Genomic DNA, 24,436 nt, shown 5'->3' with positions numbered 1-24,436 from the left:
AAAAGTTCACGGCAACGCTTTTGAATATCTCCCTTCAAAACTTTAAACCTATACTTGGTTACCCAAACAACATGACATGTTAATCGGCTTACTGTATGCAAACTTTTTCTTATATCTGCACTCATAATCTAAAGATAAAGATTTTTTCGCATTACTAAAGTACTGCAATAAATTGCAGGGTTTTAAACCCGAATCTGAGACCAATAAATAAACTGCTAGAAATAAAATCGCAAAAAAACAATCATCAGCCACCAAAGTATCGGCACGCTTTCGACCCAGAAAGAAGTATAATATTTAGAGCGGTTGGGATTTGCAAATGCAATAAAAAGCATTAAGATAATGACCATTATAAGATTAATAATGGCATCATGAAAATTAAATGTAGAGATAAAAACCTCTAGCCACCAAAACGGAATCAATAATAAAAACCCTAAATATTTTGTTCGCTTTACGCCTATGGTTTGCGGAACAGTCTGTAAATGCGGATCATCATTGGCTAAATCAATAATTTCGAAAACCAAAATCAATACAAAAACCAATACAAATCGTTGCAGGCATTTAATAAAAAAATCCAATGTTGACGGAAGTTCCGCATTTATTAAAGGTAAAACCAGCGTAGCCCCTACCCAACAAAGGGCTACAATATAAATTTTTACTCCTGCCCAGTTTCTGGCATTTCTACGATTTGGAAAAAAAGGTAAGGTATAAAGTGCTGTTATGGCAAATATTCCAACAGAAACAATTTGAGTGATACGTTTAAGATGAAAAAAATAATAACCAACTAAAATCACCGAAATAAAACTCAAAACAGCAATAATTTTAAGCTGGGTTCCAATTGGATTTTTCTTAACCCGAACCAACGCATCATATTTTACGAAATTATATCCTACAATTGTTCCAAAAAACACAAACAATGCCATCGATTCATCGTACTGTATATGAAATACATGAAACGTAATCCGTACAAGAGCATAACAGGACAAAGCCACGTGAATACTGCTGTTTAAGTAAAAATCAAATATGTGTTTCAGTAATTTCATCTCTCAAATCTAATCAATTGTTAACAAACCCACCTATTGGTTGAAAAATTCATAAAAATTGAAGTTAAAAATACCCATTAAATTATTAATAATACTTAATTTTGCGCCACAAAAAAACAACACATTTACTATAAAATGTAATAAACCTTGTATAGCATACCATTAAACAGGAAAATATACTTTGTAAATTACATTCTCTTAAAAATACAGAAAGTTACAAATGAGAACAGATGCTTTTGCTTTAAGACACATTGGGACAGGAGAAAATGACCTTGAACACATGTTCAAAACAATTGGTGTTAACAACATGGACCAATTACTTTATGAAACATTTCCTGATGGAATTCGTTTAAAAAATGATTTAATCCTTGATCCGGCAATGACCGAATATGAGTATGCTACCCATATCATGGAATTAGGCAAAAAAAATAAAGTTTTCAAATCATATATTGGTTTAGGATACCACCCCACGATTGTACCAGCTCCAATTCAAAGAAACATCTTCGAAAACCCGGGATGGTATACAGCTTACACACCTTACCAGGCTGAAATTGCTCAAGGACGCCTTGAAGCGATATTAAATTTCCAGACGACAGTTATCGAATTGACAGGCATGGAAATTGCAAATGCTTCTTTGCTTGACGAAGGAACGGCTGCTGCTGAAGCTATGGCGTTATTATTTGATGTTCGTACCCGTGATCAAAAGAAAAACAACGTAAACAAATTCTTCGTTTCTGAAGAAATATTACCACAAACTTTATCTGTACTTCAAACCCGTTCTACTCCAATCGGAATTGAATTGGTAGTTGGAAATCATGAAACATTTGATTTCTCAAACGAATTTTTCGGGGCTATTTTACAATACCCTGGAAAATACGGACAAGTAAACGATTATTCCGCTTTTATCACTAAAGCAAAAGAAAACGAAATTAAAGTAGCTGTTGCTGCTGACATCTTATCTTTAGCTACCTTAACTTCTCCGGGAGAAATGGGAGCTGCTGTTGTGGTTGGAACTACGCAACGTTTTGGTGTTCCAATGGGATATGGAGGACCTCACGCTGCATTTTTTGCAACTAAAGATGAATACAAAAGATCTATGCCAGGACGTATCATTGGAGTTTCTATTGATGTGAACGGAAACCGTGCCTTACGTATGGCTTTGGGAACCCGTGAACAGCACATCAAACGTGAAAAAGCGACTTCAAATATTTGTACAGCGCAGGTTTTATTGGCAGTTATGGCGGGAATGTACGCCGTTTACCACGGACCAAAAGGTTTAAAATACATCGCAAATAAAGTTCACGCATCGGCGGTTACTACTGCTGAAGCTTTAAATAAATTAGGAGTTTACCAAACTAACACAGCTTACTTTGATACAATTTTAGTTAAAGCAGATGCTCAAAAAGTAAAAGCTGTTGCAGAAACAAACGAAGTAAATTTCTTCTATATTGATGCCGATACGATTTCTATTTCATTAAACGAAACAACTTCAGTAGCAGACATCAATCAAATTGTTGCCATTTTTGCTGAAGCATTAGGAAAAGAAACTTTAACGATTTCTGAGTTAACTGAGACGAGTCAATTACCTGCTTCATTAGAAAGAACATCTTCTTTTTTAACGCATGATGTATTCAACAATTATCATTCAGAAAGTCAGTTGATGCGTTACATCAAAAAATTAGAGCGTAAAGATTTATCATTGAATCACTCGATGATTTCGTTAGGTTCTTGTACCATGAAATTAAACGCTGCATCAGAAATGCTGCCTTTATCAATGCCAAACTGGAACAGCATTCACCCATTCGCTCCAATTGAACAGGCAGAAGGTTACATCACCATGCTTAAAAAATTAGAAGAGCAATTAAACGTAATCACAGGATTTGCAGGCACTACTCTACAACCTAACTCTGGAGCTCAGGGAGAATATGCTGGTTTAATGGCTATTCGTGCTTATCATATTTCCCGTAGCGAAGGTCACCGTAATGTTTGTTTAATTCCATCATCGGCACACGGAACCAACCCGGCTTCTGCAGCTATGGCCGGAATGAAAATTATAGTTACCAAAACGACTCCGGAAGGAAACATCGACGTTGAAGATTTGAAAGAAAAAGCGATTGAACACAAAGACGATTTGTCTTGTTTAATGGTAACCTATCCTTCTACTCATGGAGTTTACGAGTCTACTATCATCGATATTACAAAATTAATCCACGAAAACGGCGGATTAGTTTATATGGACGGTGCTAATATGAACGCGCAAGTTGGATTAACAAATCCTGCCACTATTGGTGCTGACGTTTGTCACTTAAACTTACACAAAACTTTTGCTATTCCTCACGGTGGTGGCGGACCAGGTGTTGGACCAATTTGTGTGAACGAAAAACTGGTACCGTTTTTACCAACAAACCCAATCCTTAATGTAGGCGGTGAACAAGCGATTACAGCCATTTCATCTGCACCTTACGGATCAGCTTTAGTTTGTTTGATTTCTTACGGCTACATCACCATGATGGGAGCTGAAGGATTAAAAAGTGCTACCGAACATGCTATTTTGAATGCCAATTATATGAAATCCCGTTTCGAAGGACATTATCCAATTCTTTACACAGGAGAATGTGGAAGAGCGGCTCACGAAATGATTTTAGATTGTCGTTCATTCAAAGAAAACGGAATCGAAGTTGGGGATATCGCAAAACGTTTAATGGATTACGGTTTCCATGCTCCAACAGTTTCTTTCCCGGTTGCCGGAACTTTAATGATTGAACCAACTGAATCTGAAGATTTAGCCGAATTAGACCGTTTCTGTGATGCGCTTATTGCGATCAGAAAAGAAATTGAAACCGCTACAGCAGAGGATAAAAACAACGTTTTGAAAAATGCACCGCACACTTTAGCAATGTTAACTGCTGATACTTGGGACTTTCCATACACCAGAGAAAAAGCTGCTTACCCGCTAGATTACATTGCTGACAATAAATTCTGGCCATCAGTTCGTCGTGTAGATGACGCTTATGGTGACAGAAACTTGGTTTGCAGCTGTGCTCCTATTGAAGCTTACATGGAAAACTAAAATTAGTTTCTTCACAATATTGTACAAACCCGACACGTTAAAAAACTGTCGGGTTTATTTTTTACAATAAAATCGAATTGCATTAGCAAAAAACTTCAACTGACTCGAACATTTCAATCGTTTGAAATCTCTGTAAAATTAAAAAATCATTAAAAAATAATCATTATATCACTTAAAAAATTACTATTTCATAATTATATGCATGCATAGTAATTTTTATCCTTCAAATAATATATTTATTTATAAATTAGCTTAAAATTTTGGAAAAAGAAACTAATGAAAATAAAGATTATAGGTATCGGAAGCTATATTCCGCAAAAAGAAGTTAAGAATACCGATTTTGATAAACATGTTTTTTTTAATGAAGATGGAACACCTTTTGGATACCCAAACGAAGTCGTAATTAAGAAATTCAAAGGAATAACGGGTATTGAAAACCGTCGTTATGCCGAAGACAAACACACTACATCTGACCTGGCATTTTACGCAGCTGAAAAAGCAATCGAAAACGCCAACATCGATAAAGAATCTTTAGATTATATCATTTTTGCGCACAACTTCGGTGACGTAAAAACCGGAACCAATCAGTCTGATATGATCCCTAGTTTAGCTACACGTGTCAAAAACAAATTAAATATTAAAAATCCTAAGTGTGTTGCTTATGATATTCTTTTTGGCTGTCCGGGATGGATTGAGGGTGTATTGCAGGCCAATGCTTTTATAAAATCCGGAATGGCAAAAAGAGTTTTGGTCATAGGGGCAGAAACCCTTTCGAGAGTAGTTGACGAACACGACCGCGATTCGATGATTTACTCAGATGGTGCCGGAGCATCAATTTTAGAAGCTTCGACAGATGAAGCCGGTTTATTATCTTACGAAAGTGCCACTTTTGCAAATGATGAAGCCAACTTCCTTTTCTTCGGAAAATCATACAATCCGGATCTGGATCCCGATATCAAATACATCAAAATGTATGGCCGTAAAATTTACGAATTTGCATTAAGCAATGTTCCAAATGCAATGAAAGACTGTCTGGATAAAAGCGGAATTGCTATCGATAAGGTAAAAAAAATCCTTATTCATCAGGCAAACGAAAAAATGGATGAAGCCATAATTGATCGCTTTTATAAATTATACGACAAAACAGCCCCTAAAGATATTATGCCTATGAGTATACACGATTTAGGAAACAGCAGTGTTGCAACTGTACCCACACTATATGACCTGTTAATTCAGGGAAAACTGGAAAATCACCAAATCAACAAAGGCGATGTGGTCATTTTCGCTTCGGTTGGAGCAGGAATGAACATTAATGCATTTGTATACCGATATTAAATTTTAGCAGCTATTCCGGCTATCCATTACAAGTCCACACTTAAAAAATGTGTTTTTATTGCTTTAAAAAAGCTTCTTCCAGTCGCTTCTTTAAACCTGCAAAAACTACACTTTTTAAGTCGTGGGCTTTTCATTTCTATCCGGGCTAAAAAACACCAAAATCAGAAGATATCTTTGTATATTTGCGACCTAATCATAAAATTAAGAACTGGCCCTGCTTCGTTCACATCCATACTATGTACGAAAAAACGTTTCCGAATAAAAGATTCAAACTTACCTTAGAATTTTTACAAAAACACATCAAAACCTCTGAAACTATCCTGGATCTGGGAGTCGAAAATCCATTTTCAAAAATCATGAAAGAAGCTGGATACTCCGTAAACAATACAATTGGTGAAGATTTGGATTTAAATCAGGATTCATTGAAAAATGCCAATTCAGATGTGGTGACCGCATTCGAAATATTCGAACATTTATTGAATCCGTTTACAATTTTAAACGAAATCAAATCAGACAAACTTTTGATTTCAATCCCGATGCGTTTGTGGTTTTCACCTGCTTATCGTTCTAAAACAGATATGTGGGACAGACATTATCACGAATTTGAAGACTGGCAGTTAGACTGGCTTCTGGAAAAAACAGGCTGGAAAATCATCGACAGACAAAAATGGACAAACCCAGTAAAAAAGTTTGGATTAAGGCCTTTTTTACGCAGTTTCACCAATCGTTATTATATTGTATACGCGGAAAAAGCCTAATAGCAAATTTCAAAAAATAAATTCCAAATTCCAATTTAAAACTATTTGAATTGGAATTTGGAATTTTAAAAGATTGGAATTTAAATTGAAAATTATGAAATATTACATCGTCATTCCGGCTCATAACGAACAGGATTTAATTGGCCTTACTTTACAATCTCTGGTATCACAAACCGTTTTACCTTCAAAGGTTGTAGTTGTCAATGACAATTCTACCGATAAAACAGAAGAAGTTGTATTAAGTTTTGCAAAAGAAAATCCGTTTATTTCTGTTGTAAACAAAACTTCAGACGCCATTCATATGCCGGGAAGCAAAGTGATTCAGGCTTTTCAAAAAGGTTTTGAAACTTTAGATACCGAATATGATATCATCGTAAAAATAGACGGCGATTTGATTTTTCCTGCTAATTATTTTGAATCCATTATCAAACATTTCGAATCTGACCCAAAAGTGGGAATGGCAGGCGGGTTTTGCTATATCGAAAAAAACGGCGACTGGATCCTGGAAAACCTAACCGATAAAGATCATATTCGAGGAGCCTTAAAAGCTTACAGAAAAGAAACATATCAACAAATTGGCGGATTACGCCCTGCAATGGGCTGGGACACAGTAGATGAATTGCTTTGTAAATATTACGACTGGAAAATTGTCACAGACGAATCTTTACATGTAAAACACCTAAAACCAACCGGCGCCAATTACAATAAAACAGCCCGTTATAAACAAGGTGAAGCTTTTTACACTTTGGGATATGGTTTTTGGATTACTGCAATTGCTTCTGCAAAATTGGCGATGATGAAGAAAAAACCACTTCTTTTCTTAGATTACATAAAAGGTTTCCGGAAGGCAAAAAAAGCCAAAACACCATTATTGGTTACCCCTGAACAGGCTAAATTTATTAGAAAGTATCGTTTTCAAAAAATGAAACAAAAGTTAATTTGATTGCCAAAGAAACCGAAAAACGGGAACTCATAACCCAAAACTCATAACTTCTTTTTACCTTAGCCAATATTTGTAAAACTATGATGTTAATTCGTTATTTATCCCAGGTAGGGAAATATTTTTTAATGCTGAAAGAAATTTTCAATAAACAGACCAAATGGCCTGTAATGAAAAGTTTAATCTTAAAAGAAATCGACGACCTGATTATTGACTCTCTTGGAATTGTCTGCTTTATATCTTTCTTTATCGGAGGAGTTGTAGCCATTCAGACTGCTTTAAATTTAACCAATCCGTTAATTCCTAAATATTTAATTGGTTTTGCAACACGTCAATCGGTAATTCTGGAATTTGCTCCTACTTTTATTTCGGTAATTATGGCCGGAAAAATGGGGTCATATATTACTTCCAGCATTGGAACGATGCGCGTTACAGAACAAATTGACGCTTTAGAAGTTATGGGAGTCAACTCCTTAAACTATCTTGTTTTTCCAAAAATTATAGCTTTGTTCATGTATCCATTTGTAATTGGAATCAGTATGTTTTTAGGTATTTTTGGAGGCTGGCTTGCTTCTGCTTATGGTGGATTTTCGACAAGTCAGGATTTTATTTCCGGAGCTCAATGGGAGTTTATACCTTTTCATATTACCTACGCTTTTATCAAAACTTTAATTTTTGCTATGTTATTGGCCACGATTCCATCTTTTCATGGATATTACATGAAAGGCGGAGCACTGGAAGTTGGTAAAGCGAGTACGGTATCGTTTGTATGGACATCGGTTTGTATCATTCTTTTTAATTATATATTAACCCAATTATTATTAGGATAATGATAGAAGTAAAAAATATAGAAAAATCATTTGGTGACAGTAAGGTTTTAAAAGGAGTTTCGACCGTTTTTGAATCCGGAAAAACCAATTTGATTATTGGTCAGAGTGGATCCGGAAAAACGGTACTACTAAAAACCTTATTAGGAATTCATACTCCTGATTCAGGAACGATTGAGTTCGACGGAAGAATTTATTCTGATTTAGATCCTGATGAAAAAAGAGAACTAAGAACTGAAATTGGAATGGTTTTTCAGGGAAGTGCCTTATTCGATTCGATGACTGTTGCTGAAAACGTCGCGTTTCCATTAAGAATGTTCACTAATAATAACAAAGCCCAAATCAAAGAACGTGTTGACTTTGTTCTGGAAAGGGTAAACTTAGTTGAGGCTCACAAAAAACTGCCATCTGAAATTTCAGGAGGTATGCAGAAACGTGTGGCAATTGCACGTGCTATCGTAAATAATCCAAAATATTTATTTTGTGATGAGCCAAATTCTGGTCTGGATCCTAATACTTCAACATTGATTGATAATTTGATTCAGGAAATTACCAAAGAATACAATATTACAACCGTGATTAACACTCACGATATGAACTCGGTTATGGAGATTGGAGAAAATATTGTTTTTTTAAAGAAAGGGCTTAAAGCGTGGCAGGGAACTAAAGAAGAAATCTTCAGAACAGAGAACAAAGACATCGTAAAATTTGTTTATTCTTCAAATTTATTCAAAAAGGTAAGAGAAGCTTATTTGAAAGGGTAAAATCTTTTAAATTACAATACAAAAAATTCCAAATTCCAATTGGAATTTGGAATTTTAAATAAGAATAACTTCTCACTACTAGTTCACTATAATCTGATGCGTTTCTTCAATTCCGTCGACGTAAATTTTTAAGATATAAATTCCATCTGGTAAATCATTAACATTGATAGTTGCATTGTTATATAAAATTTCAATCTGCTTCTTTTGAACACCGTTTAAATCATATAAAGCCGCCTTAGAATTTGTATTTATAACTTTTTGTCCATCATTATGAACAATATTTATAATTTCGCTTGATGGATTAGGATAAATTTTATAATAAGTATCAACTGTGGGAGTATTCGAATTTGCTACCCGTAATGGAGCTACTCCACATTTTACAGGAAGTTTAAGAGGAACATAAGAATCCAAAATTGTTGTTCCGCAAGAATTTGTCGCCTTTATTAAAATAGGTTCATAAGTACCTCCAAAACTATAATTGTTTCCTGACAATTCTTCTCCGTTTCTTATCCATTGTACATTAGTTATCCCTTGTTCTTGTAAAGTTGCATTCGTTACAGCACTTCTTATTTGCAATATGGTATTGCAAGTACTTGTTGGAGGTTGATAAATAGTAATTTTTGGTTTTCCTATCCAAATTGTTTTAGTCAAGGTTCTGAATCCACAGTTATTATTTCCTAAAAAAACACTCAATGTCACTTTTCCGCTTGAAGTTGGGGTAGCAAGAGTTATATTAATTGTATTTGTTCCATTTCCTGTAAAATTCACAAGAGTTCCCCCTTCTGTTATTGTCCAGTTATAAAAAGCTACTAGATTTGGTACCGAATAAACACCACTATTACACAAAAAGCCTTCCCCTGCTATTTGTTGTGTATCCGAACAAACAAATGAGCAATCAAAAATTTCACTATTATTGGTAATTTCCTGAGCAAGCCAATCTCCATTACGGGCATTAAATGAAATATGTTCCTCATTTAAATTACTATTAGGCTGAAACGAAGTTGTGAAATTTGCATACGGGGCTGAATATGGAGCAACCGGAGGTATCCCAGAATTGTATTTTCTTAAATAATCAGAATTACTTAATGGAGTTGAGCCACCACCAATATCTAATGCACTTGGAACCGGGATAAAATCAAATGAAGGAGCCATATATGCCGAAATCCCTAAGTTTATATACTGATTATTAATGTTTGTTGTTTCAAAATTAAAAGGCAATTGATATTGACCTCCAGGATAATAATCATAAGACAAAGTTACTTCTGAAGGATTATCTTTACTCTTATCCGTTAGTTCTACTGTAACTTTAGGGTCCCAGCCAAAAAGACTAAATATTTTTTTAGTATAGGTAATTCTTCCCTTATAAACCTGACCTGTTGTTCCTGCTGTTGGTAATGCTTTAGCGCTAAAGTTCATTGCAAAATTACTGCTCCCGGGCAGCATACCCAAAAGCAATCCCGGCTCATTAAACTCAAATGCCAAAATTGGAGAGCTGATACCCCTTAAAGGTTCTATAAAAGTCGTCAGCATTGTTGTTAAGGCTGTTGTACTTGCGCTTCCGTTTAATGAAAATAATGTCGCACCTGGATTAAATTCCTGAGGAGCAGCACAATGATTCCCATTACTTATTGCAATGTTTCGGGTTTGTGTTGGGTACCCTAAATTACGCAATTCAGTTTGAAAGGCATTAAAAGTTGAATTATTTAAGTTTAAACTGCCATCAATATAATTAGATAATAATTGCTTTGTACCCGGAGAATCTAAAAGTTCCTGAATATCTTTAATATTTATAGTTCCGGCATTGTCTGCAAGATTAATGTTCTCAGTTCCAACAGGAGTACTAACAAACTGATCTGCTAAGTGACGGGCAAAATACTGAACACCAAGCGGAATATTAGCCCCCTGATGCGGGGCATCATGCGAAACAAACAGACTCGTTTGGTGAGGCTGTCCCAATACCTCCATATCCCGCAAGGCATAACGACCAATAACACCTCCCATACTTTGACCAATAACTACATTTGGTGTTGTACTACCTACAGTTGCCTTTTCGGCATTTACATATTTTATAATGTCCTCTACCAGATAGGCATTTCGTTTTAAATCGTCACGTCCTTTATCAAAATTAATATAAATAATGTCGTAGGTAATGAGTTCAAAATATAAATTAGGGGAATTATAAGTTTTTGGTATAAAACTATAATAATCAACTTCTCCTAAAGGGTTTTCTTTACCTAATAATCCACTATCAAAACCTTCTACCACAATTAATGGTTTGTGAATTTTACAATCGGTATTGTTCTCAGAATATTTGATTTGCAGCGTAGCAGAATTTGCTATTCCCTGATATTGTCGGGTTCCTGTAAACGGTACCGTTACAACATTCGAACAGGCATTTGCTGTTGTTTGTGTCGTTGCTGTACCACGAGCTCCGGGGCTGGTTGGCGGAGTTTCTATGACAGGAATATCAATTTTAAGTTTACTGTGGTTGTAGAGCACCTGACCATCGGTTAAGGTCAATTTGTATTTCCACTCAAAAGTACCTGCTGCTGCATAATTGATTGTTTTAATTTCTCCGAAAGTCATATTTTGATACCCTGAGCCATCGCCAAAATCGACAGCAATACTTTGTACCGATGTGGATTGGTTGGTGTACCAGAGCGCTGCAGGCAGGGTTACTTGCAAGGACAGGCTTTTATAAACCAAAATGGGCGCCGCAACTGCAAAAACCTGTTGATCAATGTAAGGATTTCTCCAAACACCGCTTACATATTTATCTGTAATTACTCCTCCATTATTAGTTAAATAATCAGGATAGCAATCCGGTCTGAATTTATTGTATTTGTAATACAAGCCGCTTAAGACAATTTTATTGGGTTCCCGTAAATTGTCCCAATTGGTTTTAAAAACCGCAGGACTTACCAGACCCGGTACAGCTGTCTGTACTCTTGACATTAGCAATGTATTGTAAACATCAGTATATTTACCTCTTGTAGTCCAGTTGGTAGTGGTCAAAGTACCACTATAATCAGTCAATTCTGCAAATTCCATTGCCTGATTAATAAGTAATTTGTGGGGAATCTTTGTTTTGTCTAATCCTGCAAACACAGCATTAATTTGAGTTTTGTAGGCTGTATTGATTGTTTGTGCCGGAGACAAACTAATGACCAACAGGAACAACAAGACCATACCTTTCCTTAAAAAGATAGTTTTAATCATAATATAGTGGGGTTTAAAAGTTACTGGGTAAACTGCATATCAAAACGGCCTTCTCTTATTTGATGAAGGACGCCTTTATCGTCTATTACATCAAACCAAAAAGCACCGCTCACAATATTATTTTTAAAATCTAATTTTGTGATTTTTAGTTCGCCTGTGTTTGTAACTGAGGTTTCATTGAATGTTCCTGAAATTGAAAAAGTGCCAGATGCATTTCCTTCAACTCTCTCATAGAGATTTAATATTTGTCCTTCGGCAATCTCCAACTTATATGTGCTAATTATGATTGCTCTGAAGATACCATTTGATCTATTATTTGCATTAACATTAAAATAATATCCCCCATTTACATATTGATAAAAACATTGGTATGAATTACTAGTAATACCGGGCTTAAAAACTTCCCCGTCAAGTAGACATCCAAATGTATTGGCTCCGGTTTGGGTTGCAGGAGGCAATTGCTCTATTGGTGTTTTTTTTGGTTTGTCATCGTCTTTGTCACAACAGGTTAAAACAAATACTGCTGCAAATAATAGTAGGTTTTTCATAAGAATAAAATTTAAGCAAAGATGAAATATTTTTGTAAATAATAAGATAAGTTTTACATTATTTTTACGTAAAACTACCTGATTCAAAAAAGGAAGATTTAAAAGTTACTGGGTAAACTGCATATCAAAACGGCCTTCTCTTATTTGATGGAGTACTCCTTTATCGTCTTTTACATCAAACCAAAAAGTACCGCTCACAATATTATTTGTAAAATCTAATTTTGTGATTTTTAATTCGCCTGTATTCATTTGAGATGTATAAAGTAACTCCTCAGCCCCAGTATTAGAATTACCAGTAAAATATAAAGCATAAGCGTTTCCATCTTTTCTCTCAAAAAGATTTAAAATTTCGTCTTGAGAAATTATTTTCTTTTGTGTAGCAATCCCTATTGATTTTAATACTCCTTTTTTTTGATAGTTAGCATTAACATTAAAAAAATAGCTCCCATTTACATATTGATAAAAACATTAGTATGAATTACTAGTAATACCGGGCTTAAAAACTTCCCCGTCAAGTAAGCAACCAAAAGTATTAGCACCTGTTTGAGTTACAGGCGGTAACTGGTCTATTGGGTTTGTGGGTTTGTCATCGTCTTTATCTTTATCGCAACTGGTTAAAATAAATAGTGCTGTGAATAATAAAAGTAGGTTTTTCATAGGAATAAGATTTTAGATAAAGATGAGAATATTTGCTTAAATATATTATCGTTTTGTAAATATTAACTTAAATAAAAAATATAATTTCAGCAGGAATGACAAATGAAAATTGAGAATAGAAAACATTTAATTCCATGTTTGTTTCAAATAAAAATTCCAAATTCCAAACTTAAAAAAATGGAATTTGGAATTTCTTTTTATTGAATATTGATTAGCTCTACTTCAGCATTCGGATTAAAAAGATACAATTTCCCGGAACTAATTTCCAGACACTCAAAACGTTTTGTCCGAACGGCAATCTTCTTGAAAATTTTTCCGTTTTTGATTCTGAAAACACTGCCATAGGGAATTTCGAAAACGTAGTTTTTATCATTTTCTTTGTCATATTGCTTCAAAGCCAAAGATAAAGTGGTATCCGTATCGCTGCTTGCTGATGGATTCTTAAAATGTCTGGCCAATAAGGGAAGAATATGATTAGGAAATATCTCTGGACGAATAAACGGCACCATCAAACGCTGAAATGTAAATTTCCATTCGCTACCATGAGGCTTAATATTTCGTCCAAACTTTTCAAAAGCTACCAAATGTGCTATTTCATGAACCAGTGTAATTAAAAATCTGTACTTGTTCAAACTTGCATTTACCGTTATTTCATGTTTACCATTTGAACCTCTTCTATAATCTCCATGACGCGTTTGGCGTTCATTTACAATTTTCAGATGCACCTGATTGGCAACTATCAAATCGAAAACGGGCTTTACCGCATGTTCCGGAATATATTTGGCTAATGTTTCGCTCACAATAGTTATAAATTATTAATTATGAGTTATAAGTTTTTTTTGGACGTAATTATAATGCTTCTAATTATTTTTAGCACCTCATTGCATTGTTGATGTATGGAATCAAACTCTGCTAGAGAAATATAATCCGTTTCTTTTAAGATTTCAAGCCAATACATAGATTCATCACACTCTTTTTGGGCAATTGATAATTTATGAATGAAATCAGCTTTGCTCTGAGCATTGACAGCTTCACGAACATTTGGGCCAACGGAAGTAATAGAACGCAAAAATTGCTTGCTCATTACAAACTCCTTTTTTTCAGAAACTAAATGTTTATAAAAATTAACCCCTCTTACAGCTAATTCAAAACTTTTAGTTTTTACAATACTTTCACTCATAATTCAGAACTCATAATTTATAATTAGTTAAGGATTTGTCGAAGAAACTTCCAAGACTTTTCCGTTAAAATACTTATTCCCGTTAAGAGTAAAATCATAAATATAAGTCGCCATTCCTTCTGCAGAAATTGGAGCCTGATAGCCGGGGAAAGCCTCATTTAGCATTTCGGTCTGAACAGATCCTAACGCCAGAACATTAAATGAAATACCTTTTTCTTTATATTCTTCAGCCAATAATTCTGTCAAAGTAATAACAGCTCCTTTGCTTGAACTGTAAGCCGCAAGTCCTGCAAATTTAAGACTACCCCGTACCCCGCCTATTGAACTGATGGTTACGACATGGCTTCCTTTTTCAAGATACGGTAAACAAATCCGGGTAAGATTGGCGACAGCAAAAACATTTACTTTGTAAATACTTTCAAAATCTGTCTGAGTAGTTTCTTCAAAAGGTTTTAGTAAAAGAGCTCCTGCATTATGTACTACAGCATCTATTTTTTTCCACGTTGAAGAAAGAAAATGGCTCACAGTATCAAGTTGGGTTTCATCTGCCAAATCAACTGAAAGACAAGTAACGTTTTGGTGTTCTAAAAGTGCTTGTGGAATTTTTCTTGAAATGGCTAAAACCTGATAACCAGCATTTGCAAACTGCAGAGCCAGTTCATAACCTATTCCTCTGCTCGTTCCGGTAATAATAATATTTTTCATAAAACAAAAATAATCAAATCTTATGAATACAACTCTTATTTGGTCATCGTAATTTCCTGAGTCGGAGATGATACAATTATAGCTATAGCCGGTAAAAACTCCTGCGTAAATTTAGTTATATGCGGAATATCCATTACCTGAAATTCATCTGATGGATGATGATAAAATTCGAAATTCTCAAAATCAAAAGTACTTATGGACTGACATGGTTTTTTGAAAACTTCATAAAAAGAATAATTATCAGAACGGTAAAAAAGTTCATATTCTGCCTCTTTGGGAAGAAAGCCAATCGTCTTTTTTCCTGTATACTGATTAATTCGCTCTGCCATATTTGATTTATTAAAACCTGTGATATAGGCCAGATAATCACGCTTCATTGGCACACCAACCATTTCAATATTTAACTGGGCATACAAATTAAAGTCTTTCTCTTTAAGTTTTTGTACCAAACTTTTAGATCCTAAGAGTCCCTTTTCTTCTCCTGCAAAAAACACAAAAAGGATGCTTCTTTTATTCGATTTTGTCTTCGCAAAATACTTAGCCATTTCTGCTACCACGGTTACTCCGGAAGCATCATCGTTTGCACCGTTATTAATCATATCATTCTGCTTATTTTTTAGCAGACCAATATGATCGTAATGCGCACTTAAAACCACGAATTCTTTTTTAAGTTCCGGATCGGTTCCTTCTAAATATCCCACAATATTATAGGCCGGTGATTTAAAATTTGTAAGTGTGTCACGATATGTACTGAAATAGGGTTTTACATTATTATTCTTAAAAAAATCTTCTAAAAAAACAGCTGCTTTTTCGATACCCCGTGTTCCTGTCTCTCTTCCTTCGAGTTCATCTGAAGAAAGATATTTTAAAAAATCTGAAACCTCATTTTGTTCTACTATATAAGTGTTTTCAACAGATTCTGATACTGTCTTTGAAGTTTTTTCACCAACTATTGGCATATTAGATTTGCAGCCCAATAAAACTAATGAGAGAAGAAAGTACATTTTTTTCATAAAAAGAATATTTAAATTTGTGTTCTGATGAACAAAACTTCTGAAAATTAAAAAAAATAATCGTAAAAAAAACCCTTTCAAAGCTAAAAAAGCAGAAAGGGTTCAGGATATTAAAAAGAGAAAAATTATTCGGCGATAACTGCTCTCGAGATTACAATTTTTTGAATTTCAGATGTCCCTTCATAAATCTGCGTAATTTTAGCATCACGCATCATACGTTCTACATGATATTCTTTTACATATCCGTTCCCTCCATGAATCTGAACGGCTTCAACCGCAGTATCCATAGCCACCTGCGAAGCAAATAATTTTGCCATAGCACCGCTTACATCATAATTTTTATGCTGATCCTTATCCCAGGCAGCTTTCATGCATAAGTGACGGGCAGCTTCAATATTTACGGCCATATCTGCTAATTTAAATGCAATGGCCTGATGGTTACAGATTTCAGTACCAAAGGCTTTACGTTCCTTCGAATATTTCAAAGCCAATTCATACGCCCCGGATGCAATTCCTAATGCTTGTGAAGCGATTCCGATGCGGCCTCCGGCAAGCGTTTTCATAGCAAATTTAAATCCGAAACCATCTTCCCCGATTCTATTTTCTTTCGGAACTTTTACATCACTAAACATTAATGAGTGTGTATCAGAACCGCGAATTCCCATTTTTTGTTCTTTTGGCCCAACAGAAAAACCCGGCATATCTTTGGTCATAATCAGGACATTTATTCCTTTATGCTTCAGTTCAGCATGCGTTTGCGCGATTACCAAATAAACAGAAGCCGTATTTCCATTAGTAATCCAGTTTTTTGTACCATTTACCAAATAATGGTCTCCCATATCAATAGCTGTTGTTTTTTGCGAAGTTGCATCACTCCCGGCTTCCGGCTCACTTAAGCAAAAAGCGCCGTGAATTTCTCCCGAAGCCAAACCCGGCAGATATTTTTGTTTCTGCTCTTCGGTTCCAAATTCCTGCAATCCCCAGCACACTAAAGAATTATTTACAGACATCACTACCGAAGCTGATGCATCAACTTTAGAAATTTCTTCCATCGCAATTACATACGAAACTGTATCCAGACCGCTTCCACCGTATTTAGGATCAACCATCATTCCCATAAATCCTAACTGTCCCATTTTTTTTACCTGTTCAGCCGGAAAAATCTGTTTTTCGTCTCTTTCAATTACACCCGGCAACAATTCATTTTGAGCAAAATCCCTTGCAGCCTGCTGAATCATTAAATGCTCTTCTGTTAGATTAAAATCCATAATAGTGGTTCTTTAAGTTGTTAAAGTGCTCTTCTTGTTATCCATATAAAAGCTTTTCAAAGATAAATTTTAAATGTCAAATAACAATGCGTGCATAGTATTTTAGGTTTTTATCCAAAAATACTATAACGTTTTCGTTACTGCGTTAAAAAAAAAACAAATAAACTTTAATTTCACAACACATTACTCAGAATTTAAGCGTAAAATTATAGACAATAGAACGTAAAACAAACTACTGTACATACTTATGTAAAGACAATATGGTAAAAATATAAAAGAATACAAATCTGCAGTAAAATTACTCTTACCATTTTGATTATTAAATCAATAGCCTTAAAAAATATAAAAAACATTTAACTTAAGAGATGAATTTTAACAATTTAGCATTAATTTTACAAAAAACAAAACCGAAAGATTATGAAAAATATTGTACTATTACTTACATTCATTTTAAGTTTACAGTTCTCCACTGTTAATGCACAAAAAAAATTAGAAGTAGGCGGAGTTACTGTTCCAAGAACTCTTGATTTCAAAGGCAACACCTTGACCTTAAATGGTGTTGGGGAACGTTCTAAGATGTTTACAGAATTATACGTTCAGGCCTTATATTTATCACAATTGACTCAGGATGCCCATCTCATTTTAGAAAGTGATATCGAAATGGCGATCAGAATTCAGATAACGTCATCGCTTGTTACATCAAAAAAACTATCAAAAGCATTGGCAAAAGGAATGGAAAAATCTGTTGGTGAAGCCGGAATACTAAAATTAAATAAAGAAGTACAAGAATTAGAAGCTTTAATAGGCAGAGAAGTTACAAAAGCAGGTGATAGTTTTAACCTAATCTACAACCCTTTAGATAAATCATTATGGATTTATAAAAATGATAAATACGAAGGAAAAATTGAAAGCTTCGAGTTTAAAAAAGCATTTTTTGGTATCTGGCTTTCAGAAAACCCGGTTGATAAGGATCTAAAAGAGGAGTTATTGGGTAAAAACAACTAATTTAAAAAGGTTGAAATATAAATTTCAGATTTCTGTAAACAATAAAGTATTCACATTAATCTATTCTATATATTTGCTTTAAATAAACATATCTCAACAAAATGAAAGATTTATTGCAGCAATTTGAAAATAAAGAACCTGAAATTGTTTTTAACTGGAAAGATTCTGAAACAGAAGCCGAAGGCTGGACTGTTATTAATTCTCTCCGTGGTGGAGCTGCGGGCGGAGGTACCAGAATGAGAAAAGGCCTCGATGTTAACGAAGTTTTATCATTGGCCAAAACAATGGAGGTTAAATTCTCTGTTTCGGGACCTGCAATTGGAGGCGCAAAGTCAGGAATTAATTTTGACCCTAACGATCCCCGAAAAAAAGGCGTTTTACAGCGTTGGTATAAAGCGGTTTCGCCTTTGTTAAAAAGTTATTATGGAACCGGTGGAGATCTAAATGTAGATGAAATTCACGAAGTAATTCCAATGACCGAAGAATGTGGTGTATGGCACCCTCAAGAAGGCGTTTTTAACGGCCATTTCAAACCCACAGAAGCTGATAAAATTAATAGAATTGGGCAATTACGCCAGGGAGTAATTAAAGTTATAGAAAATCCAAAATTTTCACCAGATGTAACCCGCAAATATACTGTTGCAGATATGATTACCGGTTTTGGAGTTGCTGAAGCGGTTCTCCATTTTTATGCAACTTACGGCGGAGATATAAAAGACAAAAAAGCAATTGTTCAGGGTTTTGGAAACGTAGGTTCTGCTGCCGCTTTTTATTTAGCTGAGATGGGTGCCAAAATAATTGGAATTATTGATCGTGACGGAGGCCTTATCAAACAAGAAGGTTTTTCGTTTGAGGAAATCAGAACTTTGTTTTTAAACAAGGACGGAAACAAACTGGTTGCCGAAAATATGATTCCGTTTGAGGAAATCAACTCAAAAATATGGACCATTGGGGCTGAAATTTTCACGCCTTGTGCTGCTTCAAGATTGGTTACTCAAAATCAAATTGACAGTTTAATTGAAAATGGCTTAGAAGTTATTTCTTGTGGTGCTAATGTTCCATTTGCAGACAAAGAAATTTTCTTCGGATCGATCATGGAAGAAGTAGACAGTAAAGTAAGTTTAATTCCTGATTTTATCTCCAATTGCGGTATGGCCAGAGTTTTTGCATATTTTATGGAGAAAAAAGTTCAAATGACAGATGAAGCAATTTTTAATGATACTTCAGAAATCATAAAAAGTGCGATTGTAAAAGCACATGCCTTAAACTCGTCAAAAACAAATATTAGTGCAACTGCTTTTGAGATTGCATTGAAACAATTAGTATAAAAATTTTCACACCCTATTTCAAAAGGATCAAATAATAAAATTTGGTCCTTTTTTTATTGCTCGCAGATTTAGCAGATTAGGGAGATTTTTCATTCAATGCAACAAAAAATGAATCTGCTAAATCTGCAAGATCTTTGGAAAAAAAATATAGAGTTCATTTCTGAGTTTAAATCCTCCCTTCGTTTTAAACAATTTTTAGTACTTTTAGACGTTTTTATTAAATACAATTACAAAATTCAGAATCAAAATGACTTCTACCGATTCTTCAGATAAAAAGAAATCACTATTAATCTCTACGGCAATTTATGGTGTCCTATTATTGCTGTTGTTTTTTATACGTTTTTGGCCCCCTTATAATCCTGAAAACAATGTAGCTCTCGCTGAAGGTGGGGGAGGTGGAGGTGTAACCGTAAATTTTGGAGACAGCGATTTAGGTTCAGGAGCCAATTATAAAAGTGAAGTTCTTGATGTAAAAAACAATGCGAAACAAGCTCCTGCAAAAGCAACTCCGGACGAAGCAATTATTACTCAGGAAAACTCAACTGCTGCTGAGGAAGATGTGATTATTCCCGTAAAAGAAAAACCTAAAAAAAATACTCCAGTTGTTAAACCGGAAGAAAAACCTGTTCCTCAAAAACCAAAAGTTTCTAATTCTACAAACGATGCTTTATCGAGCATTTTAAAAGGTTCGAATAAAGGTGGTGACGGAGATGATAAAGTGGCAGGAAACAAAGGAAAAGCGAACGGAAGTTTAGGATCGAACGGATATTATGGCTCAGGAGGTTCCGGTGGAGGAACTGGTGGTGGCAACGGAACCGGAAATGGTATTGGTACAGGAAGCGGATACGGAGCAGGAATTGGTGGAGGCTCTGGCGGCGGATCAGGATATTCTTTAGGAAACCGAAAAGCATTATCGAAACCGGCACCAAAATATACCTGTGATGAGGCCGGAAAAGTAGTCGTTGAAGTTACAGTAGATCAAAGTGGAAGAACAATAAGTGCAACACCTGGAATAAAAGGAACTACAAATTTGGCCAGATGCTTATTAGATCAGGCAAAAATTGCTGCAATGAATACGAAATGGGATGCTGACAATAATGCTCCTGCCAAACAAGTTGGTAAAATTATTTATAATTTTAGCTTGAATTAAAAAACATATAAAACTTAAATAAGAAAGGCTTTCTGGAAATTTTGAGGGCACTGAAAAAATGGCTATTTATCAAAAGAGGTTGTTTTCAAATATGAAAACAACCTCTTTTTCTTTAATGTATTCGGATAGGGTGATGGAGAACACTTTCGTACAGACGATTCTCAGAGCCTCCATTTTACTTGTAAAATTACCTTTTTAATTTTAAAGGACTTTTTCAGTGCCCTCGAAATTTTCAGAAGGCCTTTCTTATTGACTTTTGTCATTTCGACGTAAGGAGAAATCTTAGCGAGAAGCTCGACAAAGATTGGATTCTCGTTGCGGAGTTACTTTCGAAGATTTCTACTTACATCGAAATGACATACTTTATGGCTATGGCTACTATTTCTTTAATCTGTCTTCTTCCTCGTTCCTCTTTCTTCTATGTTCTTTCCTCTATGTCTTTTCTTTCTTTCATACTCTCTTTTCTCGCGTAAGGGATAGCAGCTGGCTACCGAAGTAGCGCGAATAGCCCGACCGGAATAAACAAAATGGGCCAATCAACACACTGCTGATTAGCCCATTATGTTTATTGTGGTCACGCCCAAATTTACTTCGGACTCGTAGCAATTACAAATTTTAGATTGTTCTTCACTCCTATCTGCAACACATCTACTAAATCCTGAACCTGTAAGTTAAAAGGAATACGAACGACAACAGTTTGCGCTTTATCGTCTCCTATTTTCGACATCAGGCTGGTTTCTAATTCTTCGAACTCTACCGGCTGTTTGTCGATGTAGAACTTTTTATCTTCGGTAACCGATAAACTGATTAATTGTTTATTCGTTTTTTCGTTAGATTTCGCTTTTGGCAAAGTCATCTTAATAACATTAGGATTTGCAAGCGTTGAAATAATAAGGAAAAACAACAGCAGGAAAAACATAATATCACTTAATGAGGATGTTGCCACCTCAGCATGAAATCTTCTTTTTCTTTTAATAGACATACCTTATGCTCTTTGAATTATATTGACAAAAGCTAATATTTGTTTCTGGATTTTTAAAGCAAAATCATCAATCTTACCGTTCAGAATATGATAAGCACTATAAGCAATAATACCTACAATAAGTCCTGCACCACTACTGATCATTTTTTCGTACAATCCACCGGAAATGTTTCCGATACTAATATTTTCAGTTACAGAAATACTGTAAAAAATCTTAATAACTCCTGAAATAGTTCCAACAAACCCGAGCGTTGGCGCTATACCTGCAATAAGTCCAAGATGTCCTAAGCGGCTTTCCATTTCGCCAATTTCTATATCTGCAGCACGATCCATGTTGGCTTCGATTTCTGCAATAGGTCTTCCAATAACCAAAACTCCTTCTTTCAAAATATTTGAAGCTGCAGTATCACTTCTTTCTACGATTGTTCTGGCCAATTCTATATTTCCGGCATTCAGCTTATCACCTACATCCTGCATTAATCTGTTATCGATTTTTGAGGCTTTTGTAATGTATAAATAACGCTCTATAATTACGTAAAAAGTATAAAATAATAAAATGGCAATTGGTATTAAGAAAAAACCTCCTTTTAAAATAAATCCTAAAACTGAGATTTCGGTATTGGGTGCAATTTTTTCGATAACTACGTTAGATGCAGCGTTTGCGATGGTATCTGTTTGTAATTGAATGAAGCTAAACATATATTAATTCTGGTTTATAATAATTAATTCTAAAAAATATTTCAAATTTGCAATAAAGATAATTTTCACTGTAATATTAAACTAATAAAATTGAAAATTATTTCAATTAACCGCTATTTTATTCAAAAAATGAACTACCAGGAAACTACCAATTGGATGTTTAACCAATTGCCCATGTATCAGCTTCAGGGCGCTTCGGCTTACAAAGAAGACCTGACCAATATTAAAATATTGACGGCGCATCTTGGCAATCCGCAAAACCGACTAAAATGTATTCATGTAGCAGGAACTAACGGCAAAGGATCGACTTCGCATATGCTGGCTTCAGTTTTACAGGAGTCGGGATACAAAGTTGGACTGTATACTTCTCCACATTTAAAGGATTTCAGAGAAAGGATAAAAATTAACGGCAGCAACATTTCAGAAGATTTTGTTGTTGAATTTATTGCCAAACACAAAGATTTTTTTGAAGCTAATGACCTGAGTTTTTTCGAAATGTCTGTTGGTTTGGCATTCGATTATTTCGCTTCTGAAAATGTAGATATCGCCATTATTGAAGTAGGTTTGGGAGGAAGACTTGACGCTACTAACATTATCACTCCCCTTGTTTCGGTGATTACCAACATTGACTTGGATCATATGCAGTTTTTAGGAAATACACCAAGAGAAATTGCAGGAGAAAAAGCCGGTATTATAAAACCTAATGTTCCGGTGGTAATTGGCGAATATACTCCGGAAACACAGCTTGTTTTTTTGGCTAAAGCCGAAGAAAATAAAGCACCGATTTATTTTGCAGCTGATTTAATTTCCGAAGTTTTTCCTTCAGATTTAATTGGGGATTATCAGTTTCATAACAAAAAAACGGTTCAGCAGACCATTGCTGTTTTAAATGCCCAAAAAGAATTTAAAGTTTCTATTGAGAATTTAAAAACCGGTTTATTAAATATTTCTAAAAACACTGGCTTACAGGGACGATGGCAGCAATTAGGAGAAAATCCGAAAATAATCTGCGATACGGCACACAACAAACATGGTCTGGCAATTGTGATGAAACAGATTCAGAAAGAAACCTTTGAAAACCTGCATATTGTTTTGGGCGTTGTAAATGACAAAGATCTTGATTCTATTTTGCCTCTTTTCCCTAAAAAGGCGAAATATTATTTCTGTAGACCGGATTCTTCAAGAGGTTTGCCAACCGAAATACTGAAAGAAGCTGCAGAAAAACATGGTTTAATTGGCGAAAAATATGATTCGGTTGAAATTGCTTTTGAGGAGGCAAAGAAAAATGCGTCTAAAAACGATTTTATTTACGTTGGCGGAAGCACTTTTGTTGTTGCCGAATTGCCTTTGGACTAATCAAATTGAAATTAGTGTAAAAAGTTCGAAAAAAATGGTTTCATAACAAATTCAATTCCAGTAAAATATAAGTTTTAATGCAAATTCTTTGAATTTTTACTAAAAATTCTTTGGAGAACTAAAAAACTAACGTATATTTGCACTCGCAATAACTCAAGACATTGCAACCCGAAAGGGCGATTAGCTCAGCTGGTTCAGAGCACCTCGTTTACACCGAGGGGGTCGGGGGTTCGAACCCCTCATCGCCCACTTAAAGAGACGTTCAAATTTGGACGTCTCTTTTTTTTATCAACTCAATGTGTTGATTTACAACAAGTTAAATTCAATAGTATCTACTTTAAAAGTGTTCGAGTTTTTTTTGAATTTTTATCAATTAAAATATTTTAGCATCAAATCTTACTGTATATAAGCGTTGCGTGTTCAAAATCTCCCTGACCATTTATTCACCTCATCCGCCTGCTGTATCATCTTCCTTGAAAGAACAGGCCAAGAGTGGAATTGCAACTAAAAAGTGGAGACTTTTTACGCTACTAATTTTTCATTTTGCTGGTGTAATAATTCCATTTCGTTTGGTGTTCTGTATCCAATAGAA

The 24,436-nt window shown here is 34.9% G+C and carries 23 protein-coding genes and 1 tRNA gene; 11 read left to right on the top strand and 13 right to left on the bottom strand.

Annotated elements, in window-relative coordinates; translation table 11 throughout:
* Both FLACHUCJ7_RS02515 and FLACHUCJ7_RS02510 read right to left on the bottom strand, forming a co-directional pair.
* Positions 1 to 125, bottom strand: a 125-nt coding sequence (locus tag FLACHUCJ7_RS02515; RefSeq protein WP_180907804.1) for a transposase, incomplete at its 3' end; no start/stop codon positions are given.
* 90 nt (positions 126 to 215) lie between these two features.
* Positions 216 to 1,040 carry a hypothetical protein gene (locus tag FLACHUCJ7_RS02510; protein ID WP_180907803.1) on the bottom strand — a complete coding sequence of 275 codons (825 nt, stop codon included), beginning with the start codon at positions 1,038 to 1,040 and terminating at the stop codon, positions 216 to 218.
* Between the two features lie 220 nt (positions 1,041 to 1,260).
* On the opposite strand from FLACHUCJ7_RS02510, the gene gcvP reads away from it, so the two are divergent.
* The 6 genes from gcvP to FLACHUCJ7_RS02480 all read left to right on the top strand — a co-directional run bounded on the left by gcvP (position 1,261) and on the right by FLACHUCJ7_RS02480 (position 8,734).
* Positions 1,261 to 4,110, top strand: coding sequence for an aminomethyl-transferring glycine dehydrogenase (gcvP, locus tag FLACHUCJ7_RS02505; protein WP_180907802.1), 2,850 nt, complete (start codon positions 1,261 to 1,263; stop codon positions 4,108 to 4,110).
* Between the two features lie 276 nt (positions 4,111 to 4,386).
* Positions 4,387 to 5,445 (top strand): 3-oxoacyl-ACP synthase III family protein, encoded by a 1,059-nt coding sequence (locus tag FLACHUCJ7_RS02500; RefSeq protein ID WP_180907801.1) that lies wholly within the window; start codon positions 4,387 to 4,389, stop codon positions 5,443 to 5,445.
* A 236-nt stretch (positions 5,446 to 5,681) separates the two neighbouring features.
* Entirely contained in the window at positions 5,682 to 6,203 is a 522-nt protein-coding gene (locus FLACHUCJ7_RS02495) for a methyltransferase domain-containing protein (RefSeq protein WP_078225687.1), read from the top strand.
* A 94-nt stretch (positions 6,204 to 6,297) separates the two neighbouring features.
* Positions 6,298 to 7,146, top strand: a complete 849-nt coding sequence (locus FLACHUCJ7_RS02490; protein WP_180907800.1) for a glycosyltransferase — start codon at positions 6,298 to 6,300, stop codon at positions 7,144 to 7,146.
* Positions 7,147 to 7,226: 80 nt separating this feature from the next.
* Complete coding sequence (locus FLACHUCJ7_RS02485; protein ID WP_031455614.1) at positions 7,227 to 7,973, top strand: MlaE family ABC transporter permease; 747 nt, start codon at positions 7,227 to 7,229, stop codon at positions 7,971 to 7,973.
* The gene (locus FLACHUCJ7_RS02480; RefSeq protein ID WP_031455613.1) at positions 7,973 to 8,734 is read left to right on the top strand and encodes an ABC transporter ATP-binding protein; all 762 of its coding nucleotides are present in this window, start codon (positions 7,973 to 7,975) and stop codon (positions 8,732 to 8,734) included. The genes FLACHUCJ7_RS02485 and FLACHUCJ7_RS02480 overlap by 1 nt, the downstream gene beginning before the upstream one ends.
* 78 nt (positions 8,735 to 8,812) lie before the next feature.
* On the opposite strand, the gene FLACHUCJ7_RS02475 is transcribed toward FLACHUCJ7_RS02480, so the two are convergent.
* From FLACHUCJ7_RS02475 to FLACHUCJ7_RS02435, 9 genes are all read right to left on the bottom strand, one after another.
* Positions 8,813 to 11,953, bottom strand: a complete 3,141-nt coding sequence (locus tag FLACHUCJ7_RS02475) for a T9SS type A sorting domain-containing protein (protein ID WP_180907799.1) — start codon at positions 11,951 to 11,953, stop codon at positions 8,813 to 8,815.
* 20 nt (positions 11,954 to 11,973) lie between these two features.
* The gene (locus FLACHUCJ7_RS02470) at positions 11,974 to 12,501 is read right to left on the bottom strand and encodes a hypothetical protein (RefSeq protein WP_180907798.1); all 528 of its coding nucleotides are present in this window, start codon (positions 12,499 to 12,501) and stop codon (positions 11,974 to 11,976) included.
* Between the two features lie 105 nt (positions 12,502 to 12,606).
* Positions 12,607 to 12,750 carry a hypothetical protein gene (locus tag FLACHUCJ7_RS02465; RefSeq protein ID WP_180907797.1) on the bottom strand — a complete coding sequence of 48 codons (144 nt, stop codon included), beginning with the start codon at positions 12,748 to 12,750 and terminating at the stop codon, positions 12,607 to 12,609.
* Between the two features lie 219 nt (positions 12,751 to 12,969).
* A complete protein-coding gene (locus FLACHUCJ7_RS02460) occupies positions 12,970 to 13,158 on the bottom strand; it encodes a hypothetical protein (protein WP_180907796.1) in 189 nt (62 codons plus the stop codon).
* A 197-nt stretch (positions 13,159 to 13,355) separates the two neighbouring features.
* The gene (locus FLACHUCJ7_RS02455) at positions 13,356 to 13,958 is read right to left on the bottom strand and encodes a SprT-like domain-containing protein (protein WP_180907795.1); all 603 of its coding nucleotides are present in this window, start codon (positions 13,956 to 13,958) and stop codon (positions 13,356 to 13,358) included.
* Between the two features lie 26 nt (positions 13,959 to 13,984).
* Positions 13,985 to 14,338, bottom strand: a complete 354-nt coding sequence (locus FLACHUCJ7_RS02450) for a four helix bundle protein (protein WP_180907794.1) — start codon at positions 14,336 to 14,338, stop codon at positions 13,985 to 13,987.
* 27 nt (positions 14,339 to 14,365) lie between these two features.
* Positions 14,366 to 15,043, bottom strand: coding sequence for an SDR family NAD(P)-dependent oxidoreductase (locus FLACHUCJ7_RS02445; protein WP_180907793.1), 678 nt, complete (start codon positions 15,041 to 15,043; stop codon positions 14,366 to 14,368).
* Positions 15,044 to 15,078: 35 nt separating this feature from the next.
* Complete coding sequence (locus FLACHUCJ7_RS02440) at positions 15,079 to 16,056, bottom strand: M20/M25/M40 family metallo-hydrolase (protein ID WP_180907792.1); 978 nt, start codon at positions 16,054 to 16,056, stop codon at positions 15,079 to 15,081.
* 125 nt (positions 16,057 to 16,181) lie between these two features.
* Positions 16,182 to 17,324, bottom strand: a complete 1,143-nt coding sequence (locus FLACHUCJ7_RS02435) for an acyl-CoA dehydrogenase family protein (protein ID WP_078225683.1) — start codon at positions 17,322 to 17,324, stop codon at positions 16,182 to 16,184.
* Between the two features lie 417 nt (positions 17,325 to 17,741).
* Here FLACHUCJ7_RS02435 and FLACHUCJ7_RS02430 point away from each other — a divergent pair, with 417 nt between their 5' ends.
* From FLACHUCJ7_RS02430 to FLACHUCJ7_RS02420, 3 genes are all read left to right on the top strand, one after another.
* Positions 17,742 to 18,329, top strand: coding sequence for a chalcone isomerase family protein (locus FLACHUCJ7_RS02430; RefSeq protein ID WP_180907791.1), 588 nt, complete (start codon positions 17,742 to 17,744; stop codon positions 18,327 to 18,329).
* 101 nt (positions 18,330 to 18,430) lie between these two features.
* Entirely contained in the window at positions 18,431 to 19,657 is a 1,227-nt protein-coding gene (locus FLACHUCJ7_RS02425; RefSeq protein ID WP_078225681.1) for a Glu/Leu/Phe/Val dehydrogenase dimerization domain-containing protein, read from the top strand.
* A gap of 247 nt (positions 19,658 to 19,904) precedes the next feature.
* Positions 19,905 to 20,807 carry an energy transducer TonB gene (locus FLACHUCJ7_RS02420; protein ID WP_180907790.1) on the top strand — a complete coding sequence of 301 codons (903 nt, stop codon included), beginning with the start codon at positions 19,905 to 19,907 and terminating at the stop codon, positions 20,805 to 20,807.
* 586 nt (positions 20,808 to 21,393) lie between these two features.
* On the opposite strand, the gene FLACHUCJ7_RS02415 is transcribed toward FLACHUCJ7_RS02420, so the two are convergent.
* Positions 21,394 to 21,789, bottom strand: a complete 396-nt coding sequence (locus tag FLACHUCJ7_RS02415; RefSeq protein WP_031455604.1) for an ExbD/TolR family protein — start codon at positions 21,787 to 21,789, stop codon at positions 21,394 to 21,396.
* 3 nt (positions 21,790 to 21,792) lie between these two features.
* A complete protein-coding gene (locus FLACHUCJ7_RS02410) occupies positions 21,793 to 22,488 on the bottom strand; it encodes a MotA/TolQ/ExbB proton channel family protein (protein WP_078225679.1) in 696 nt (231 codons plus the stop codon).
* A 129-nt stretch (positions 22,489 to 22,617) separates the two neighbouring features.
* Here FLACHUCJ7_RS02410 and FLACHUCJ7_RS02405 point away from each other — a divergent pair, with 129 nt between their 5' ends.
* Positions 22,618 to 23,844, top strand: coding sequence for a bifunctional folylpolyglutamate synthase/dihydrofolate synthase (locus tag FLACHUCJ7_RS02405; RefSeq protein WP_180907789.1), 1,227 nt, complete (start codon positions 22,618 to 22,620; stop codon positions 23,842 to 23,844).
* Positions 23,845 to 24,018: 174 nt separating this feature from the next.
* Positions 24,019 to 24,093 (top strand) — tRNA-Val (locus FLACHUCJ7_RS02400).
* Positions 24,094 to 24,436: the final 343 nt, after the last annotated feature.

Source organism: Flavobacterium salmonis, from assembly GCF_903819435.1.
GTDB classification, from domain to species: domain Bacteria; phylum Bacteroidota; class Bacteroidia; order Flavobacteriales; family Flavobacteriaceae; genus Flavobacterium; species Flavobacterium chungangense.
The sequence above is the reverse complement of the archived record's forward strand: the minus strand, read 5'-3'. Positions and strand labels throughout refer to the sequence as shown.